Source organism: Sphingobacterium sp. InxBP1 (genome assembly GCF_026191775.1).
Lineage (GTDB): Bacteria > Bacteroidota > Bacteroidia > Sphingobacteriales > Sphingobacteriaceae > Sphingobacterium > Sphingobacterium thalpophilum.
On record NZ_JAINDX010000048.1, the window covers coordinates 258,708 to 275,751 of the forward strand.

The 17,044-nt window shown below is 43.6% G+C and carries 15 protein-coding genes; 11 read left to right on the plus strand and 4 right to left on the minus strand.

All coding sequences use genetic code 11. The annotated features are described in order from the left end of the window. Positions 1-171: 171 nt before the first annotated feature. Complete coding sequence (clpB, locus tag K7A41_RS18995; protein WP_265714937.1) at positions 172-2,772, plus strand: ATP-dependent chaperone ClpB; 2,601 nt, start codon at positions 172-174, stop codon at positions 2,770-2,772. Between the two features lie 50 nt (positions 2,773-2,822). Here clpB and K7A41_RS19000 read toward each other — a convergent pair whose 3' ends face one another. Beyond that, entirely contained in the window at positions 2,823-3,317 is a 495-nt protein-coding gene (locus K7A41_RS19000) for a TlpA family protein disulfide reductase (protein ID WP_265714938.1), read from the minus strand. A gap of 157 nt (positions 3,318-3,474) precedes the next feature. On the opposite strand from K7A41_RS19000, the gene purN reads away from it, so the two are divergent. Then, entirely contained in the window at positions 3,475-4,047 is a 573-nt protein-coding gene (gene purN / locus K7A41_RS19005) for a phosphoribosylglycinamide formyltransferase (protein ID WP_028069519.1), read from the plus strand. Positions 4,048-4,293: 246 nt separating this feature from the next. On the opposite strand, the gene K7A41_RS19010 is transcribed toward purN, so the two are convergent. Next, complete coding sequence (locus tag K7A41_RS19010; RefSeq protein WP_265714939.1) at positions 4,294-5,529, minus strand: MFS transporter; 1,236 nt, start codon at positions 5,527-5,529, stop codon at positions 4,294-4,296. 93 nt (positions 5,530-5,622) lie between these two features. On the opposite strand from K7A41_RS19010, the gene K7A41_RS19015 reads away from it, so the two are divergent. From K7A41_RS19015 to K7A41_RS19055, 9 genes are all read left to right on the plus strand, one after another. Continuing rightward, positions 5,623-6,120 carry a DUF4442 domain-containing protein gene (locus K7A41_RS19015; protein ID WP_265714940.1) on the plus strand — a complete coding sequence of 166 codons (498 nt, stop codon included), beginning with the start codon at positions 5,623-5,625 and terminating at the stop codon, positions 6,118-6,120. A 40-nt stretch (positions 6,121-6,160) separates the two neighbouring features. After that, the gene (locus tag K7A41_RS19020) at positions 6,161-6,577 is read left to right on the plus strand and encodes a transposase (protein ID WP_265714941.1); all 417 of its coding nucleotides are present in this window, start codon (positions 6,161-6,163) and stop codon (positions 6,575-6,577) included. A gap of 2 nt (positions 6,578-6,579) precedes the next feature. Next, positions 6,580-7,227, plus strand: a complete 648-nt coding sequence (locus K7A41_RS19025) for an SCO family protein (protein ID WP_265714942.1) — start codon at positions 6,580-6,582, stop codon at positions 7,225-7,227. 1 nt (position 7,228) lies between these two features. Further along, entirely contained in the window at positions 7,229-7,648 is a 420-nt protein-coding gene (locus K7A41_RS19030) for a c-type cytochrome (RefSeq protein WP_265714943.1), read from the plus strand. 211 nt (positions 7,649-7,859) lie between these two features. Continuing rightward, positions 7,860-8,447, plus strand: coding sequence for a TetR/AcrR family transcriptional regulator (locus K7A41_RS19035; protein ID WP_265714944.1), 588 nt, complete (start codon positions 7,860-7,862; stop codon positions 8,445-8,447). A gap of 8 nt (positions 8,448-8,455) precedes the next feature. Beyond that, on the plus strand, positions 8,456-9,781 hold the full coding sequence (locus K7A41_RS19040) for a TolC family protein (protein ID WP_028069513.1): 1,326 nt from the start codon (positions 8,456-8,458) through the stop codon (positions 9,779-9,781). 25 nt (positions 9,782-9,806) lie between these two features. Beyond that, positions 9,807-10,964 carry an efflux RND transporter periplasmic adaptor subunit gene (locus K7A41_RS19045; RefSeq protein WP_265714945.1) on the plus strand — a complete coding sequence of 386 codons (1,158 nt, stop codon included), beginning with the start codon at positions 9,807-9,809 and terminating at the stop codon, positions 10,962-10,964. 36 nt (positions 10,965-11,000) lie between these two features. Next, positions 11,001-14,171, plus strand: coding sequence for an efflux RND transporter permease subunit (locus tag K7A41_RS19050; RefSeq protein WP_265714946.1), 3,171 nt, complete (start codon positions 11,001-11,003; stop codon positions 14,169-14,171). Between the two features lie 127 nt (positions 14,172-14,298). Then, positions 14,299-14,910, plus strand: a complete 612-nt coding sequence (locus K7A41_RS19055) for an HAD family hydrolase (RefSeq protein WP_265714947.1) — start codon at positions 14,299-14,301, stop codon at positions 14,908-14,910. 31 nt (positions 14,911-14,941) lie between these two features. Here the strand turns inward: K7A41_RS19055 and K7A41_RS19060 are convergent, their stop codons facing one another. Both K7A41_RS19060 and K7A41_RS19065 read right to left on the minus strand, forming a co-directional pair. Continuing rightward, complete coding sequence (locus K7A41_RS19060) at positions 14,942-16,297, minus strand: hypothetical protein (RefSeq protein WP_265714948.1); 1,356 nt, start codon at positions 16,295-16,297, stop codon at positions 14,942-14,944. 17 nt (positions 16,298-16,314) lie between these two features. Next, positions 16,315-16,920, minus strand: coding sequence for an RNA polymerase sigma factor (locus tag K7A41_RS19065; protein ID WP_265714949.1), 606 nt, complete (start codon positions 16,918-16,920; stop codon positions 16,315-16,317). Positions 16,921-17,044: the final 124 nt, after the last annotated feature.

The following is a 17,044-nucleotide window of genomic DNA, read 5'->3' on the forward strand; positions in this document are numbered from 1 at the left end:
TCAGATTTTCAAATCGTTAAAAATCAGCATTATTATTTTTATGACCTGAAAATTTGTCATGAAACAATAAATTTCAATGCCATTTTTTCCGTATTAACACCCAAAAACTGAATGGCATCCCAATTGTTATAACAAAACATATCAACAAACTTTAATTAAGATATTTTACGGATGAATTTTAACAACTATACCATTAAGGCCCAGGAGGCCATACAAAAAGCTTCGGAAATTGCTGCTGGTCATCAGCAGCAGGCGATCGAAACTGCTCATATCCTAAAAGCTTTGCTTTCCGTGGACGAAAATGTGGTTAGCCACCTGCTGAAGAAATTAAATGTGAATATTACTTATCTTGGAACGGAACTAGATAAGCAGATCGAGAGTTTCCCGAAAGTCAGCGGTAGCAATATTTATTTGAGTAGCGATGCCAATACAGCCTTGCAGAAAGCACAAGGATATCTTAAAGAATTCAACGACGAATTTGTATCTGTCGAACATCTGCTTTTGGGGATGCTGGCCACTTCGGACAAAACGTCAAGCTTACTGAAAGCACAGGGCGTCACCGAAAAGGATTTAAAGACTGCGATCAAGGAACTGCGGGGCAACAGCCGTGTGACGGACCAAAATGCTGAGGCAACCTATAATGCACTGGGAAAATATGCCCGTAACCTGAACGAGTATGCCGAGTCGGGCAAGCTCGACCCTGTCATTGGGCGTGATGAGGAAATCAGGCGCGTCATGCAGATCCTCTCCCGACGTACCAAAAACAACCCCATTCTTGTCGGTGAGCCCGGAGTGGGTAAGACGGCTATTGCCGAAGGTATTGCTTATCGGATCATCAAAGGTGATGCTCCCGAAAATCTCAAGACAAAAGTCGTGTTTTCACTGGATATGGGGGCCCTAATTGCTGGAGCCAAATATAAAGGTGAGTTCGAAGAACGTTTAAAAGCAGTCGTCAAGGAGGTGACTGACTCCAACGGCGAGATTATCCTGTTTATTGATGAGATCCATACTCTTGTCGGTGCAGGAGGCGGCGAAGGCGCGATGGACGCAGCTAATATTCTGAAACCCGCCTTGGCCAGAGGCGAACTGCGTGCCATCGGTGCCACCACATTAAATGAGTACCAAAAATACTTTGAAAAAGACAAAGCGCTTGAACGCCGGTTTCAGAAGGTCATGGTCGAAGAACCTGACACCCAGGACGCGATCTCTATTCTTCGGGGACTGAAAGAACGCTATGAAACCCATCATAAGGTACGTATCCTGGATGAATCCATCATCGCTGCTGTTGAACTGTCGCAACGCTATATTTCGGACCGCTTTTTACCGGATAAAGCAATCGACCTAATCGATGAAGCTGCGTCAAAACTGCGTCTGGAAATGGACTCTGTGCCAGAGGCGGTGGACGAACTGGAGCGCCGCATCATGCAACTCGAGATTGAACGGGAGGCCCTAAAACGCGAAAACGACGACAAAAAAGTCCAGGAACTCTCGGAAAGCATTGCCAACCTGTCGGCCGAACGTGATACCTTGCGTGCTTCATGGCAGGAAGAAAAAAATCTCGTAGACCATGTCAACCAAGAGATTGAAAATATTGAAAATTATAAGCTCGAAGCGGAACAGGCGGAACGCTCCGGCGACTATGGAAAAGTAGCTGAGCTGCGTTACGGACGCATTAAAGAAGCGCAGGAGAAGGTGGAAAGGCTAAAAGCCGAACTTGCTGAAAAGCAGGAAAGCAAGCGTATGCTGAAGGAAGAGGTGACCTCCGAGGACATTGCCGATGTAGTGGCCAAATGGACTGGCATACCCGTAAGCAAAATGATCCAGTCGGAACGTGAAAAGCTTCTTAATCTGGAAGAAGAACTGCACAAACGTGTTGCAGGACAGAACGAAGCTATAGAAGCTATCTCTGACGCAATACGCCGTTCAAGAGCTGGCCTGAATGACGCTAAGCGCCCTATCGGTTCTTTTATATTTTTGGGAACAACAGGCGTCGGAAAAACAGAACTCGCCAAAGCGCTTGCCGAATTTCTGTTCGATGACGAGCAGTCGATGGTGCGTATCGATATGTCCGAATACCAAGAAAGACATGCCGTGTCTCGCCTTATCGGTGCGCCTCCCGGATATGTTGGTTATGATGAAGGCGGCCAGTTGACTGAAGCTGTCCGAAGACGCCCCTATTCTGTGGTGCTATTGGATGAAATTGAAAAGGCCCATCCGGATGTATTTAACATCCTTTTGCAGGTACTTGATGATGGACATTTAACAGATAACAAAGGGCGTACCGTCAATTTCAAGAATACGATTATTATTATGACGTCCAATACCGGCTCGCATGTCATTCAGGAAAATTTCAGTCATTTGCGGGAAGACAATAAAGATGAAATCATTGCGAAAACTCGCAACGAAGTTTTCGAACTCCTCAAACAGTCGATCCGTCCAGAGTTCTTAAACCGTATCGATGAGGTCATTATGTTCACACCGCTGAGCAGGGACGAAATCGGCGATATCGTTCGTCTGCAGTTCGCCCATGTTCAAAAACAACTGGCTGAACAAAATATCTTCATCACAGCATCCGATGAAGCCATGGACTGGCTGGCCCAGCTAGGGTATGATCCAGTATATGGTGCAAGACCGCTGAAACGCGTGATTCAAAAACGTATCCTTAATGAGCTCTCCAAGGAGATCTTATCAGGGAAAGTAAGCCGAGATTCGGTCATCCGGCTGGATGTTTTCGATGGGAAATTTGTCTTCATCAACAAACAGGAAGCATAAAAAAAGCGTTGCTATCGCAACGCTTTTTTTTTTATATTTTATAAAGACAGTCAGTCTATACCATTCACTGACTTCAACAGTTTCTTTACATCATCTTCCCCGTCCAGGTGCTGCAACAAGGTCTTTGTTTTGGCATCATATACATACAGCGAAGGATAATTCGTAGGATTAAACTTTTCAATAAACTGTGTGCCCGGATCAAATAAAAATTTCACATTCTGGGCGTTCCTTAGTGGCTTGGCATGCATATTTATAAAACCGTCCACATAAGGTTTATCGTTCATGGAGATAAAGTAAAAATGGACGTTTTTAAATCTGGGCAAATTCTGGGCGATACCCGCGCCCATTTTCTGGCAATGTCCGCAACCCGGATCGTAAAAATCAAGCACGATATAACCTGCCTTAGGCAACTTATCCGAACTGAACCGGCCAGCCTGATAGACCTCGTCAAAGGAAAAAGCCGGCAATACTTTAGGCGCCTGAGCAAACAGCGGTTGAAGAATAAAAAACAGACCAACAAAAAAAAGCAAACGGAACAACTTCATATTAAAGAATTTTAAAGCAACAGTGAATAATGCATTAATTTTACTCAATTATACTTAAAAAGGCGCTTCCATCTGTCATTAATTTAGTTTTTTTACAAAAAATGCGTAAGTTTGAACTAATTTTTAAATCGATCAAATCTATAAATATCCAATAATCGTGAAAAAACGAATTGCCATTTTCGCTTCAGGTTCAGGTTCCAATGCACAGAAAATAATGGAACATTTTAAATATTCAGATGAAGCTGAGGTCGCTCTAGTTCTCTCCAATAATCCAGATGCCTACGTTATTCAACGGGCAGATAATTTTGAAATACCTTCCCACATATTTGATCGTAACGAGTTCTATAACACCGACAATGTCGTAAATATCCTTAAGAATCTCAATATAGATCTTATTGTCCTGGCGGGATTTCTCTGGCTGGTACCTTACAACCTGCTAAAAGCTTATCCAAACCAAATCATCAATATCCATCCTGCTCTCCTTCCGAAGTATGGTGGTAAGGGTATGTATGGCGACCATGTACACAAAGCTGTACTGGCTAACAAAGAAGAAGAGCATGGCATCACTATCCACTTTGCTAACGAACATTTTGATGAAGGGGAGATTATATACCAGGCGCGGTTTAAAATTGATCCCAGTGACACCCTGGACATCATAAAATTTAAAGGACAGCAACTCGAACATCAGCATTTTCCGAAAGTGATCGAAAATCTTCTTAAAAAAATGTAAAATCGGCATTTTTATTTAGAATTATTTTAAACAAATAGTAACTTTGCCCTATGAACGAAGTTATTGAGTCTGTTGTAGAGCACGACCAAATGGACAGCAAGGCAAGCCCATTTCAATTTAGAAGTGCGGCAATGCATCCGTTTTCCGACTTTTCATGCGTGTGTTTTAAAAAATGCTGTAAGAAATACAAAGAAGGAAAACGCTGCAAAAAATGTCCCGGAAGAAAAAAATAGTTACGGCTGGGGATTAATGTTCCAAATAATTCAGGTCTTTGTCAAAGCTCTCTTCCAGCTGTGTCAAAGAATAAATGGCAATACCGGAAAGCAACAATACCATGGCTATTGCTGCAGGTACGATACCAAAAGAATTGACCAAAAGTCCGTACAACATGGTCGAGGGGATCAGCGCCCCCCTGACAAAATTGGGCGCTGTCGTCGCCACAGTCGCTCGTAGATTGGTTCCAAATTGTTCTGCTGAAATCGTGACGAAGGTAGCCCAATATCCCACGCCCAGTCCCATCACAAAAGCCAGCATCAGAAATTTATTTGCCGAAATACCGTTACTAAAAAGATACCATAACGAACTGCCAATAATAATCAGCTGACAGATGAAAACAACTTTTTTGCGGGATTTTAATACCTGCGCAAAAACACCCGCGAGTACATCCCCGATCGAAATGCCGATATAGGCAAACATTACCCCCTTACCAGCGCTCAGCGTCTCTGCCGCACCTAGTGCTTTTCCGATTTCAGGGGCCTGCGTAACCAGTACGCCTACCACAAACCAGATGGGAAGCCCAATACATAGGCAATTCATATAGCGCTTCAGACGGTTTCTGTCGGTAAAAAGCATTCGGAAATCGCCCCTGACAACCACCTTGTCGGCTTGCTCCTTAAACAAACCGGATTCAAATGAACCCACACGCAGCAAGAGCAGTAATAGCCCCATGCCGCCGCCGACAAAATATGCTGTACGCCAATTGTACTCTTCGGAAACAAAGTAGGCCAAAATAGCCCCCAATACACCGACACTCGCAACAAGCATGGTACCGTAGCCCCGTTTGGATTTATGCATACTTTCTGAAACCAACGTAATTCCCGCGCCCAATTCTCCAGCCAGTCCTATTCCGGCAATAAATCGGATCATCCCATACATCAGCACATCATGTACAAAACCATTCGCGATATTGGCAAGCGAATACATCAGGATAGAACCAAACAGCACTTTCAGGCGACCAAACTTATCGCCGATTATCCCCCATATAATCCCGCCTAATAACAGTCCACCCATCTGCATATTGAGCACAAACTCACCTTTGACCCGCATCTCCTCGGCCGGCACTCCAATATCCGTAAACGACTGTATCCGCACAATCGAAAAAATAATAAGATCATAGATATCGACAAAATAGCCCAATGAAGCGATGGTAACCAATAACCACACTTTTTTGCTTGTCGTCTGTTCGTCTCTCTGTGTTGACATTTTAGGTTCTTTTGATCCCGTAAAAATACCATAGTGCAACAAGAAAACCAAGATTTCAGGGAATAATCGCCTACATTCTGTTACTTTTGTAGCATGAGATACAGTCCCCTTGCACTTACATGGTTATTACGCGTCTATCCGCCCTTTCTTTTTCAGGGCATCTGGGTCAAAAAAATCAGTCCGGGATTTAAAGGCGCAGAAGTAAAAATTTATAAAACATTATTTAACATCAACACCAACAAAACTCTCTTTGGTGGAACCATATTTGCTGCTGCCGACCCGATATTTCCGATCTTGCTCGATCAATATCTCCAAATGACCGGCTTTAAAAAGACCGTCGCCTGGCTCAAATCTTCAACGATTGAATTTAAAAAGCCCGGAAAAACCAGTTTGAGCTATAAGGTGGAACTTCCGGATCAGCTCTTGTCCGAATGCACCGAGGCGATTCTTAGCAGAGGGAAGATCGTCAAAAATTTCAGTCTGGAGATAAAGGATCGTTATGATGAATTATGCGCGGTCGTACGTTGTGAGACTTATATTCGTGACCTGAATTTTACATTCCCCCCGAGAAATCGGGAGGCAGGACAATAAGAAATTGATATCTTTGTCTAATCACCAAATAAATAGAAACATGAAGAAAATCGCTTTCATGGCTATCGCGTCCCTGGCAATAGCGGCATGTGAAAACGCGGGTACCAACAAAGTCAAAGCCCTGCAAGATTCAACGATCAAAATCCACGATGAGATCATGCCTCAGATTGCTCACTTTGACCGTGACGCCATCAAAATAGATTCCATCCTGAACAATTTAAAGTCCATTAAAGCAGCGAACGCTGGGCTGGATACGGCCGCGGCCCGAAAAGAGCTCAGTATACTGAAAGCTAATCTGGAGAGTGCGACTGATCATATGATGGATTGGATGAAGGGCTACAACCCTGATACGACAGATACCAAATATTTTGAAGTTGAACTGCAAAAGGTAACCGACATGAAGAAGATATTTGACAATGTTGCTAAAGAAAGCCAGGAAAAATTAAAGAACTTTTAACGATGAAATCCATTTTTAACTTTTGTTGCGCTGCAGGTCTATTGTTGGGTTTCTTTTCATGCAAAAACAACAATCAGTCTAGTTTACCGATCTACGGCGAACGTGAAGCCGTCGAAAAAACCATTGATGGCAAAAAAGTAGTAGACACCATTTATCATACCATACCTGCCTTCAGCTTTTTAAATCAGGACAGTGTGATGATCTCCGAGAAAAACTTTGAAAATAAGGTGTATATCGCCAATTTCTTTTTCACGCATTGCCCAAGTATCTGCCCGACGATGAACCGTAATCTACTGAAAATCTATGAACAATATAAAGACAACGATGCCGTACGCTTTCTTTCACACAGCATAGATTTTAAGTATGACCAGCCTCATGTCCTGAAAGATTACGCCAATAAACTCGGCGTGAGCAATGACCATTGGCAATTCGTTTCGGGCACCAAAGCATCCATATACGGCATTGCCAATGACTATTTGGTGTATACAGCCGAGGACAAAAACGCTCCTGGCGGATACGATCATCAAGGCTATCTGGTATTGGTAGATAAAGATAAACGCATCCGTGGGGCCTATGACGGCACCAATGATGAACAGGTGCAAAAGTTACTGAACGATCTGCCCAAGCTATTGAACGAAAGCAAAAAATAACATGCGTACACTTGTAACGACCTGCTGCACTATTGGTTTCCTGCTGCTTATGTTCGTCGGCTGCCAAAACGAGGTTGATATCAAAACTGCCCAATATGCGGTGAATGGCCAAAAAGTATATGTGGCACATTGCCAAAATTGTCATGGCGAAAACGGCGAAGGTCTCGGCGCCCTCTACCCGCCCCTTACTGACAGCAGCTTCCTGTCGGCAAACCGTCAGAAGCTGCCCTGCATCATCAAATATGGCACCAGCGGAGAATTGGAAGTGGCAGGGAAGAAATTTAATAACAGCATGCCCGCTTCAAATCTTTCCAACGTAGACATCGCTTACGTACTCACCTACATCAATACCAAGATCAATAAGGGAAAGGAAATTTATCCTGTTGAAGAGGTGGAAAAGCAATTGAAAAATTGTCAATAAAAAAAGGAACTTTTTAACAAAGTTCCTTTTTTTATTGGAGCCTTATCAATTTTTGAAAAAATAGTCGTGGATGGCAAAACAATTTGAACCTTTTTTCCTTATTGTATTATTGGCTTTGAGTGGATTTTAGGATTTATTGATTTATAACAATAATTTGACATTTTGACACCAATTTAATCGCTAATTTTACAACCGAATGAACGTTCGATTGATGAATTCAAATGAAAAAATTGCAGCTGTTTTTGCTGCCACACTTAAACTGATACACACCAATGGCTTCCACGGGACGCCGATGAGTAAAATTGCACAGGAATCTGATGTTGCGATAGGAACGATTTACCATTATTTCCCCTCCAAAGATGACCTGATTTTCGCGCTGTTTAAACATTGCCGTTCGTTATTGAACGATTATATTTTTGACGGGATCAAAGATGATTTTGATTATAAAGCGTCTTTTTTTCATGTGTGGCGCAACTTCGTTCAATTTTATCTGGAAAACGGGCCGATATTCAGCTTTTTTGAGCAGTTTTTCTCTTCGCCTTACTACGAAAAGAACAAGGCAGAAATACAGGAACCTGTAGGTGGCCAGAATAAGGTAGTGGACTTTCTGCAGGAAGGTATTGATCGAAAAATTTTGAAACAGGTAAATGTACACCTTCTGGTAGCCAGTTATATTGGTGTAGCGTTGTCGACAGTGCATAGCATCAAATTTAAAGACCTTCAATTTTCCGAGCAAAATATGGAGGAACTGATAGAGATAATCTGGGATGGCGCTGTTAATAGAAATAAAAATAATTAATTAGATATATGAAGTTCAATAAAATCGTATATTCCTTAGTGACCTTGTCGCTGTTGAATAATACAGGATTTGCTCAACAGCAGTCTGAAAGCTTACCGCCAAATGCGACCCTTCAGCAGCTGATAGATTACGCGCTGCGAAATAAGATTTCGATCAGACAGGCACAACTTGATGAATCAATCGGCGAAAAGGATATCGATATTTCGCTTTCTGGCTGGTATCCTCAGATCGGCTTAACCGGCAACTTTAATCATAACGTAAAACTGCCAACCATGTTTTTTAATGGGGCCAACATTCCCATGGGAACCAAAAATAGCAGTGCGTTAACCTTACAGGCAGACCAGCAACTTTTAAATCCAGCCTTAATGCAGGCCAAGAAAGCCGCTGAACTGATTCGACTGGGCAATAAGCAGAACACAGAAAGCCAAAAAATTGACGCTGTTGTTGACGTCAGCAAAGCCTATTATGATATCTTGACCTCAGAAGAGCAAATCAAGATCGTTCAGGAAAATATTGCACGTCTTCAAAAACAATACAATGACGCTCATGCGCGCTATGAAGTTGGTGTTGTCGACAAAACGGACTACAAACGTGCGCAGATTGCTTTGGCAAACGCCAGGGCAGATGAAAAACGTACGGTTGAACTACGTAAATATAAGTACGACTATCTCAAACAGCTCCTCGCGCTGGACAAGACGCAGAACCTGACTTTGTCATTCAATAATGCCAATATGGAAAGTCAGATACTATTGGATACCACTGCAGGTGTCAACGTTACAAACCGTATTGAATTTCAACAATTGCAGACTTCGAAGAAAATCCAGGAGCTTAACACGCAATATTATAAATGGACTTATCTTCCAAATGTCAGCGTGTTCTACAATTATGCGTTCAACTATAGAAACAATAGCTTCGGCAAATTGTATAACGACAATATCCCGAGTTCAGTAGCTGGTTTAAATCTTTCGCTTCCCATTTTTCAGGGATTTAAACGGAAGCATCAGATCAGTCAGTCCCGATTGCTGGAAGAACGCATCGACTGGGATATCAAAAATCTTGAAACTGCGGTAAATACAGAATATTCCTTAGCGAAAGCCACGTATAACGCTAATTTGAGTGATTGGAAAACGGCGAAAGAGAATGTGGACCTGTCAAAGGAAGTGTATGAGACGATCAAATTACAATACGACGAGGGAATCAAAACCTACCTTGAACTTATGACAGCAGAAACGGATCTTAAGACAACTCAATTAAACTATCTAAATGCATTGTATTCCCTCTTGGCGAGCAAATTGGATGTTCAAAAAGCAGTCGGCGCAATTCAGACAAATTAATCAACTAACGGAAACTAATACAATCATGAATAAAAGACAATTATTATTCGCTTTCTTCCTTGGGACGGCTTTAGTATGGACCTCTTGCGGAAATAAAGATGCAAACAAGCAAGGTGCAGCACAGGCACCTGCTGAGAAGGTCGTTCCGGTTACCTTCGGCGTAGCATCACATGAGATTGTGACGGGAACGGTGAGTTACCCTGCGACAGTCAAACCGTTGAACGAAGCAGACTTATTTGCTGAAGTAAGCGGTTATATCACTAAAATATACGTATCAGACGGTGCGGTCGTCTCTAAAGGGCAGGCACTTTATGAAATTGACGGCACACGTTATAGTGCAGCAGTACAGCAAGCTAAAGCAAGCCTTCAAGTCGCACAAACCGAGCTTGACCGTCAAAAAAGAGACCTTGCCAGATATCAGGCACTTGCGGACAAAGATGCGATCGCAAAACAAGTCTATGACAATGCCGTGTCTAATGTGGCCGCTTCGCAAGCACAGGTGGAATCTGCACGTGCCGCATTGGTAACGGCCAACACCAACCTGTCTCGTTCTACGATCCGGGCGCCATTTGCCGGAACAGTAGGCATATCGCAGGTGCGTCTAGGTGCTTTGGTCAATCCGGGTACTACCTTACTGAATACATTATCGTCGACCAGCCCGATTGCGGTGGAATTCCAAGTCAACGAAAAAGACATCAATAAGTTTGTCCAAATGCAAAACAGCCGTTCGTCATCGGATCTCTCCCTCCTCCTGCCCGACGGCAGCAACTATGAGGGTAAAGGCTCTATTACTACGATCGATCGTGCTGTGGATCCAGCGACAGGAACAATCAAAGTAAGGGCAACTTTCCCAAACAATGCCAACGTGTTAAGAGCTGGCATGAACATCACCATGAACGTATCTTCTACGTCAGCCACAGAAGAAGTGGTGGTACCGTACAAAGCGATTTTCGAACAGCTGGGTGTATTTAACCTGTACACCGTTAACGATAGCAGCAAAGCCGAGATCCGCCAAGTAAAACTAGGTATTAAAGCTGGCGATAAAATTGTGATCAAAGAAGGTGTTAAAGATGGAGAGAAAATCATCGTCGATGGCGCCATGAATGTCCAGAATGGTGTTAAAGTTGTCGATGCCGCCGTCGCTGCCCAACAAGCTGCAAAAGGTGCTCCACAAGGAAAATAACAGCATAAATTTTAAAGAGAATCTAAAAGATATAGCATGATTTCAGAAGTATTTATAAAGAGGCCAGTTACCGCAATCGTAATTTCGATATTGATTTCCATTATCGGGGTGATTGCCGTATCTACCTTGCCTATTAGCCAGTACCCCTCTATTGCGCCTCCAACAGTAACGGTAACAGCCAACTACACTGGAGCAGACGCACAGACGGTTGAGCAGACGGTAACGACGCTGATCGAAAGCCAGATCAATGGTACGCCCGGCATGATATATATGTCGTCAAACAGTACTTCAAATGGTCAGGCAACCATTACTGTTACATTTGAAGTGGGTACTGACATTGACATCGCGACCCTGGATGTGCAAAACCGGGTGGGTATTGCCGAACCGGCACTTCCCGAAGCGGTAAGACGCTTGGGTATCACTACCCGGAAGGCCAATAACGATATATTGATGTTGGTTGCTTTAACTTCACCAAAAGGGACAAGATCCGAAAATTTCTTAGCAAACTACAACAACTTATACGTTAAAGATGCGCTATTACGTGTTAAAGGCGTCGGTGATGTAACCGCTTTTGGGCAACCATTTTCAATGCGTGTGTGGCTAGATGCGAACAAATTAGCCAATCTAAGCATGACTCCCGCTGATGTATCGACAGCAATTGCGGAACAAAATTCCCGAATACCTGGCGGTAGTGTTGGTGGACGTCCACAAGAGTCTTCGACAGTATTTGAGTATCCAGTCATTACAGACAGTGACTTATCCAATCCCGAGGACTTTGAAAATATCGTCGTCAAAACCAATAAAGATGGATCTATCGTACTCTTAAAAGATGTTGCTCGTGTCGAATTAGGTCAATTCAATTATGGTACGTCATCTACCGTAAATGGCATGACCTCATCTGCGATGATGATTAATCAGACGCCAGGAGGAAATGCAGTAGAATCCGCGGAAGGTATCGTTGCAGCTTTGGAAAAGTTAAAGAAATCTTTTCCAACTGACGTGGATTATACGATCAGTTACGAAACCGTTTCGGTAGTAAACGCATCCATTTCTTCGGTTATCCACACACTGGTAGAAGCCTTGATTCTGGTGACTGTCGTGGTGTTCTTCTTCTTACAAAGCTGGAGAGCCACATTGATTCCAGTCCTGGCCATTCCGGTGTCCATTATCGGTACATTTATCTTCTTCTTGATATTTGGCTTCTCGGTCAATAACTTGACCATGCTTGCCTTTGTACTGGCCATTGGTATCGTGGTGGATGATGCGATCGTTGTGGTGGAAGCTGTACAACATTATATCGACCATTACAAGCTAGATGCCAAAGAAGCAACCCGCCGCGCGATGGGCGATATCACGGCACCGGTTATCGCTATTGCCTTAATCTTGGCAGCAGTATTCGTACCGGTAGGATTTATTCCGGGGATGGTGGGTAAACTGTATCAACAATTTGCGATCACCATTGCGGTATCGGTTATGCTCTCGGCATTTATTGCCCTTTCGTTGACACCCGCTTTATGTTCGATTTTACTGAAACCAACAGCTGTCCATGAGGGCGCAAAAGGATTGAATAAGTTCTTCTACAAATTCAACGTATGGTTTGAAAAAGTAACAGTCAAATATTCAAGAGGTGTAAAACAATCCATAAAAAAAGCACCTCTTGTATTGATTATCCTTTTATGTATTTTTATTGGTACAGGCTGGATGTTTACGACCAAGCCAACAGGATTTATACCTTCCGAGGATGGTGGGGCATTTTTTGCAGGTATTACGCTGCCAGAGGGTTCTTCTTCAGCACGTACCAATGAAGTACTTAAAGAAATTGAAGCCGACCTACATAAGACTTTTCCTGAAATTAAGTATGTGACGGCGATATCGGGTATTAACATCCTGAACCGCGCGTTTAAATCCAATGGTGCAACAGTGTTCGTATCTTTAAAACCTTGGGAACAACGTACTCGTACAGCGAGTGATATTGCTGGTATGATTATGGGGAAATACATGGGCTACACCAAAGCTAGAGTACTGGCTGTAACTCCGCCTGCAATCCCTGGTTTAGGTACGTCAGGAGGTTTCTCTTTACAGGTACAGGATTTGCAGACCGTTAATATCAAGGATTTCGAAGCTACGGTTGGTAAATTCCTGATGGTGGCCAATCAACGTCCTGAAATTGGCATGGCCTATACGATGTTTAACACCAACTCGCCTAACTACAAATTGGAAGTAAACCGCGAACAGGCGAAACGAATGGGTGTGCCAATTTCAAGTATATATTCGACAATCTCTTCGTATCTGGGAAGTAGTTATGTAAACGACTTTACAAAGTACGGCCGTAGTTACCGTGTCGTTACTCAAGCCGATATCCCTTACCGCATGAATATTGAAGACATCAATAAATTGTATGTCAACAATACCATGGGCAATCCAGTACCGATGGGTACCTTGGTGAAATATGAGCTGACCACCATGCCGTCGATCATCAACCACTACAATATCTTTAGAAGTATTGAGATCAACGGTAGCTCCGCTCCGGGTTATTCTTCGGGTGATGCACTAAAAGCTTTGCAGGAAGTAGCCGCACAGACGTTGCCTGAAGGTTTTGATTACCAGTTCTCCGGTCTTTCTTTACAGGAGATGCAGTCCGGATCAAAAACTATCCAGATCTTCGCGCTATGTATCCTATTCGTGTTCCTGTTATTGGCAGCCCTATACGAGAGCTGGTCAGTACCATTCTCCATCCTCCTATCCGTACCGCTAGGTGTGTTTGGAGCAATTCTGACGCTTACGTTGATCCCATCACTCGACAACAATATTTATGCGCAGATCGGTCTGGTCACCATCATCGGTCTCGCTGCTAAAAATGCGATCCTGATTGTCGAATTTGCGAAAGAGCGGGTCGATATCGGAATGAACCTCTACGAGGCGACATTGGATGCCGTAAAATTGCGTTTACGCCCCATTATCATGACTTCTTTCGCCTTTATATTGGGTATCATCCCATTGATGCTGTCTCATGGCGCAGGGGCGATTTCCCGTCAGACGATTGGCTGGACGGTATTCGGCGGTATGACAGCGGCAACACTCCTGGCGATCTTTATCGTGCCGGTTTTATTCGTTGTCATTACCAGAATGGCTTATGGAAAGAAAAAATTAGCCGAACTGGAAGCTAATTTTGACGAAGAAAAAGCGAAAAACCTGAGCGCTCACTAAGAGCCTGATAACGGATTGCCAATACCAAGTAATCTTTAGCAGAACGCCTTTCCCAGAATACGGAAAGGCGTTCTGCTTTTTGTGCTTCCAATTATAATGTTTATTTTTGTGGCTCACTAATAATGATATGTCACCTGAATCACAACGTAAATTTGAAGTCCTGAATCTACTGGCCGAATCTTATGATGCCCTGCTATTTGATGTCGATGGTACATTGGCCGATAATATGGATGCCCATAAACAGGCCTATAAAGCAGCTGCCGAGCATTATGGCGTCCAGCTTGATGTGACCATTATCGACGAAACTGCGGGGTGGCCTACCGTCGCCGTCGCAGAGGAAATCAGCAAACGCTATGGCGTTGCCTTTGACTATGAAGAATTCTCAACGCTCAAATCCACAATATTTCGCGATGAATATGTGTTTAAGACCAAACCTGTAGATTACGTAGTGGAGCATCTAAAATATCAGAAAGGAAGAAAACTTATCGGGGCAGTATCTGGTGGTACCAGAACAACCTTGTCTATGACCTTGTCTACTATAGGGGTATGGGATGATCTGGAAACCTTGGTATGCGCCGGAGATACACCGGAGGGAAAACCTTCGCCCCAGCCTTTCCTGTTGGCCGCCTCTCAACTGAATATTGCGCCTGAACGATGTCTTGTATATGAAGATGGATCACCAGGCGTCGAGGGGGCGAAAGCTGCAGGCATGGGCTGGGTCCGTGTTGATGAACTCTAACAATAAAAGCCTCTTGCGGGGCTTTTTTATTTTAAAAGCTGGTGATAATCTTCACACCACCATTGGTATAATTTAAATCGGAGGACCTCAGTCCACCAACAGGTATCTTGTAATATGGCTCGACAGAAATGGACAGCTTGCCGACCCGCTGTTTGCGCCCCACCGATAAATTGATAAAACCGTTGACACCTTGGTCATCCACATTTTTTTCTGTGGATTTTTGTCTATATTCTGTATTATTGGTTTCATAGATTGTCGCACGTTCCTGATCCAGGATCCCCACATAGGATACCCCTACAGAAGTATAGAAGTTTTTATTGATCGAATACCGGACGTCAACAGGAATATCCACAGTCAAAATCTTTCCTGAAACCCGCTCATTGCTTTTTGCTTCTTTCGCATCTGCTGTACGCATTACCGGAGAATTGTTGAGCCCCGTCTGAGAAATATAATTGGGGGCATCTGCAACAAAAGAATTGGAAGCAAGAGCCGGCGTGATAGGTGAATTGCCGGACACGGCCCCATAATGCTGGATAGACGCTCCTGAGCGGATACTGACCTTAGTTGACACGTTGTAGGCCAAGGCGACTCCACCACCGAGGGTTATGCTTTTAGAAGTGGAAGCCGGCGAGACAAAAGCACCCATCTCCCATTTTTTATTCCCATGATCTTGCTGTACGACCACGCTGCTTCTACCCTGCTGCATAGCGTATAACTCCGACAGCCGTGCTGCTTCACGCTGGGTCTGTGAAAAAGATGAGGTGCCACTGGAACGAAGTTGTTCCACTGTACGTGGATCTGCGACAGCGGTAACAGATTCTGCAACATGATTGTCCTCGATATGGATCGATGCCAATGGTGTGGTCGTCTTCTGCTGCATAGACTGTGGCCTACTAACCGCCGCCAAGTTGTCTTTACCGACGATTGGCAGCCCTTCATAGCCATTACCTCCAAATAAAGACAGTTGCTGTCTCCCTGACGGTGCGATACGTCCTTCATCTATTTTAGAATATGTGTAAGTTCGGTGGGACATCAGCTCTGGTGCGCCTAGGCCCGGCTCCTTGGTCGCCTCCGACAAGGAACGTTTAAGAGATTCTTTTAGATCCCGGCTGTCAGGCAGAACCTCCTTATTTTCTGGTACGGTTGTTAAAACTGTTGGCGATGGACTTACTACCGCGGAATTATGTTTCAGGCCCCAATACCCCACACCAAAACACAAGAGCACCGCCGCCGCAGCACTCCAGTATTTCCAGCCGGACGAAGGCGGTGATTCAACCCCATAATTTGAAGCAAATTTCTCCCATGCACCTTCTTTATAAGGAAGCTCGTGGGTTCTCAATTGTCCAACGATCTCTTCTATTAATTCCTTTTTCTTATTGCCTTCCATTTTGTAACAACACTATTTTATCTTATTTCCTGAACCACACCAGTATAATCCAGGTATAATTTTCTAAGCTTCTGTTTTGCCCTTGTCAAATAAGTACGCGAGGTGCTATCTGGTATATTGAGCATCTGGGCGATTTCGTCATGCGAATACCCTTCAATTTCATAGAGATTAAAAATAGTTTTCTGGATTTCTGGAAGCTGGTCCAACAGACGTAAAATCTCATTGACCTCCAGACGGCTGTCGAGCTGAACAGCAGGTGTATGCATATCGCCCTCCGCCAGATCGTCCACCGAGTAAAATTGTTTTTTGCCCCGCAGGAAATCAATGGAGATATTCGCAGCAATACGTCCGATCCATGCGCGAAACGATTTATCGAGGTTTTCCGCATCGATATCCATATTAAAAGATTCCAATTTTCTGAAAATCCGGACAAAACTCTCATTGACCAGTTCCTCCGCATCGACATCCTGCTTAACATAACGGATGATAATCGCCATGAGGTAGCCATAATATTTTTTATAGACAAAAGCTTTGCCGTCCTCACGATTACGAAGACAACGCTCTAAGGCATCATGTAAAGATGATAGCTTCTTGTTATAAAAATATGACTGAATAATTCCCACTTAAACTATTTAAATATTAAGTTCAAATAACGAAAATAAAATTATAAAACTTAAAATCAAATAGTCGAATGTCCCCGCGTAATTTCACTATTTAACTATTTTCTAGTCTTTAACGACCAAGGCG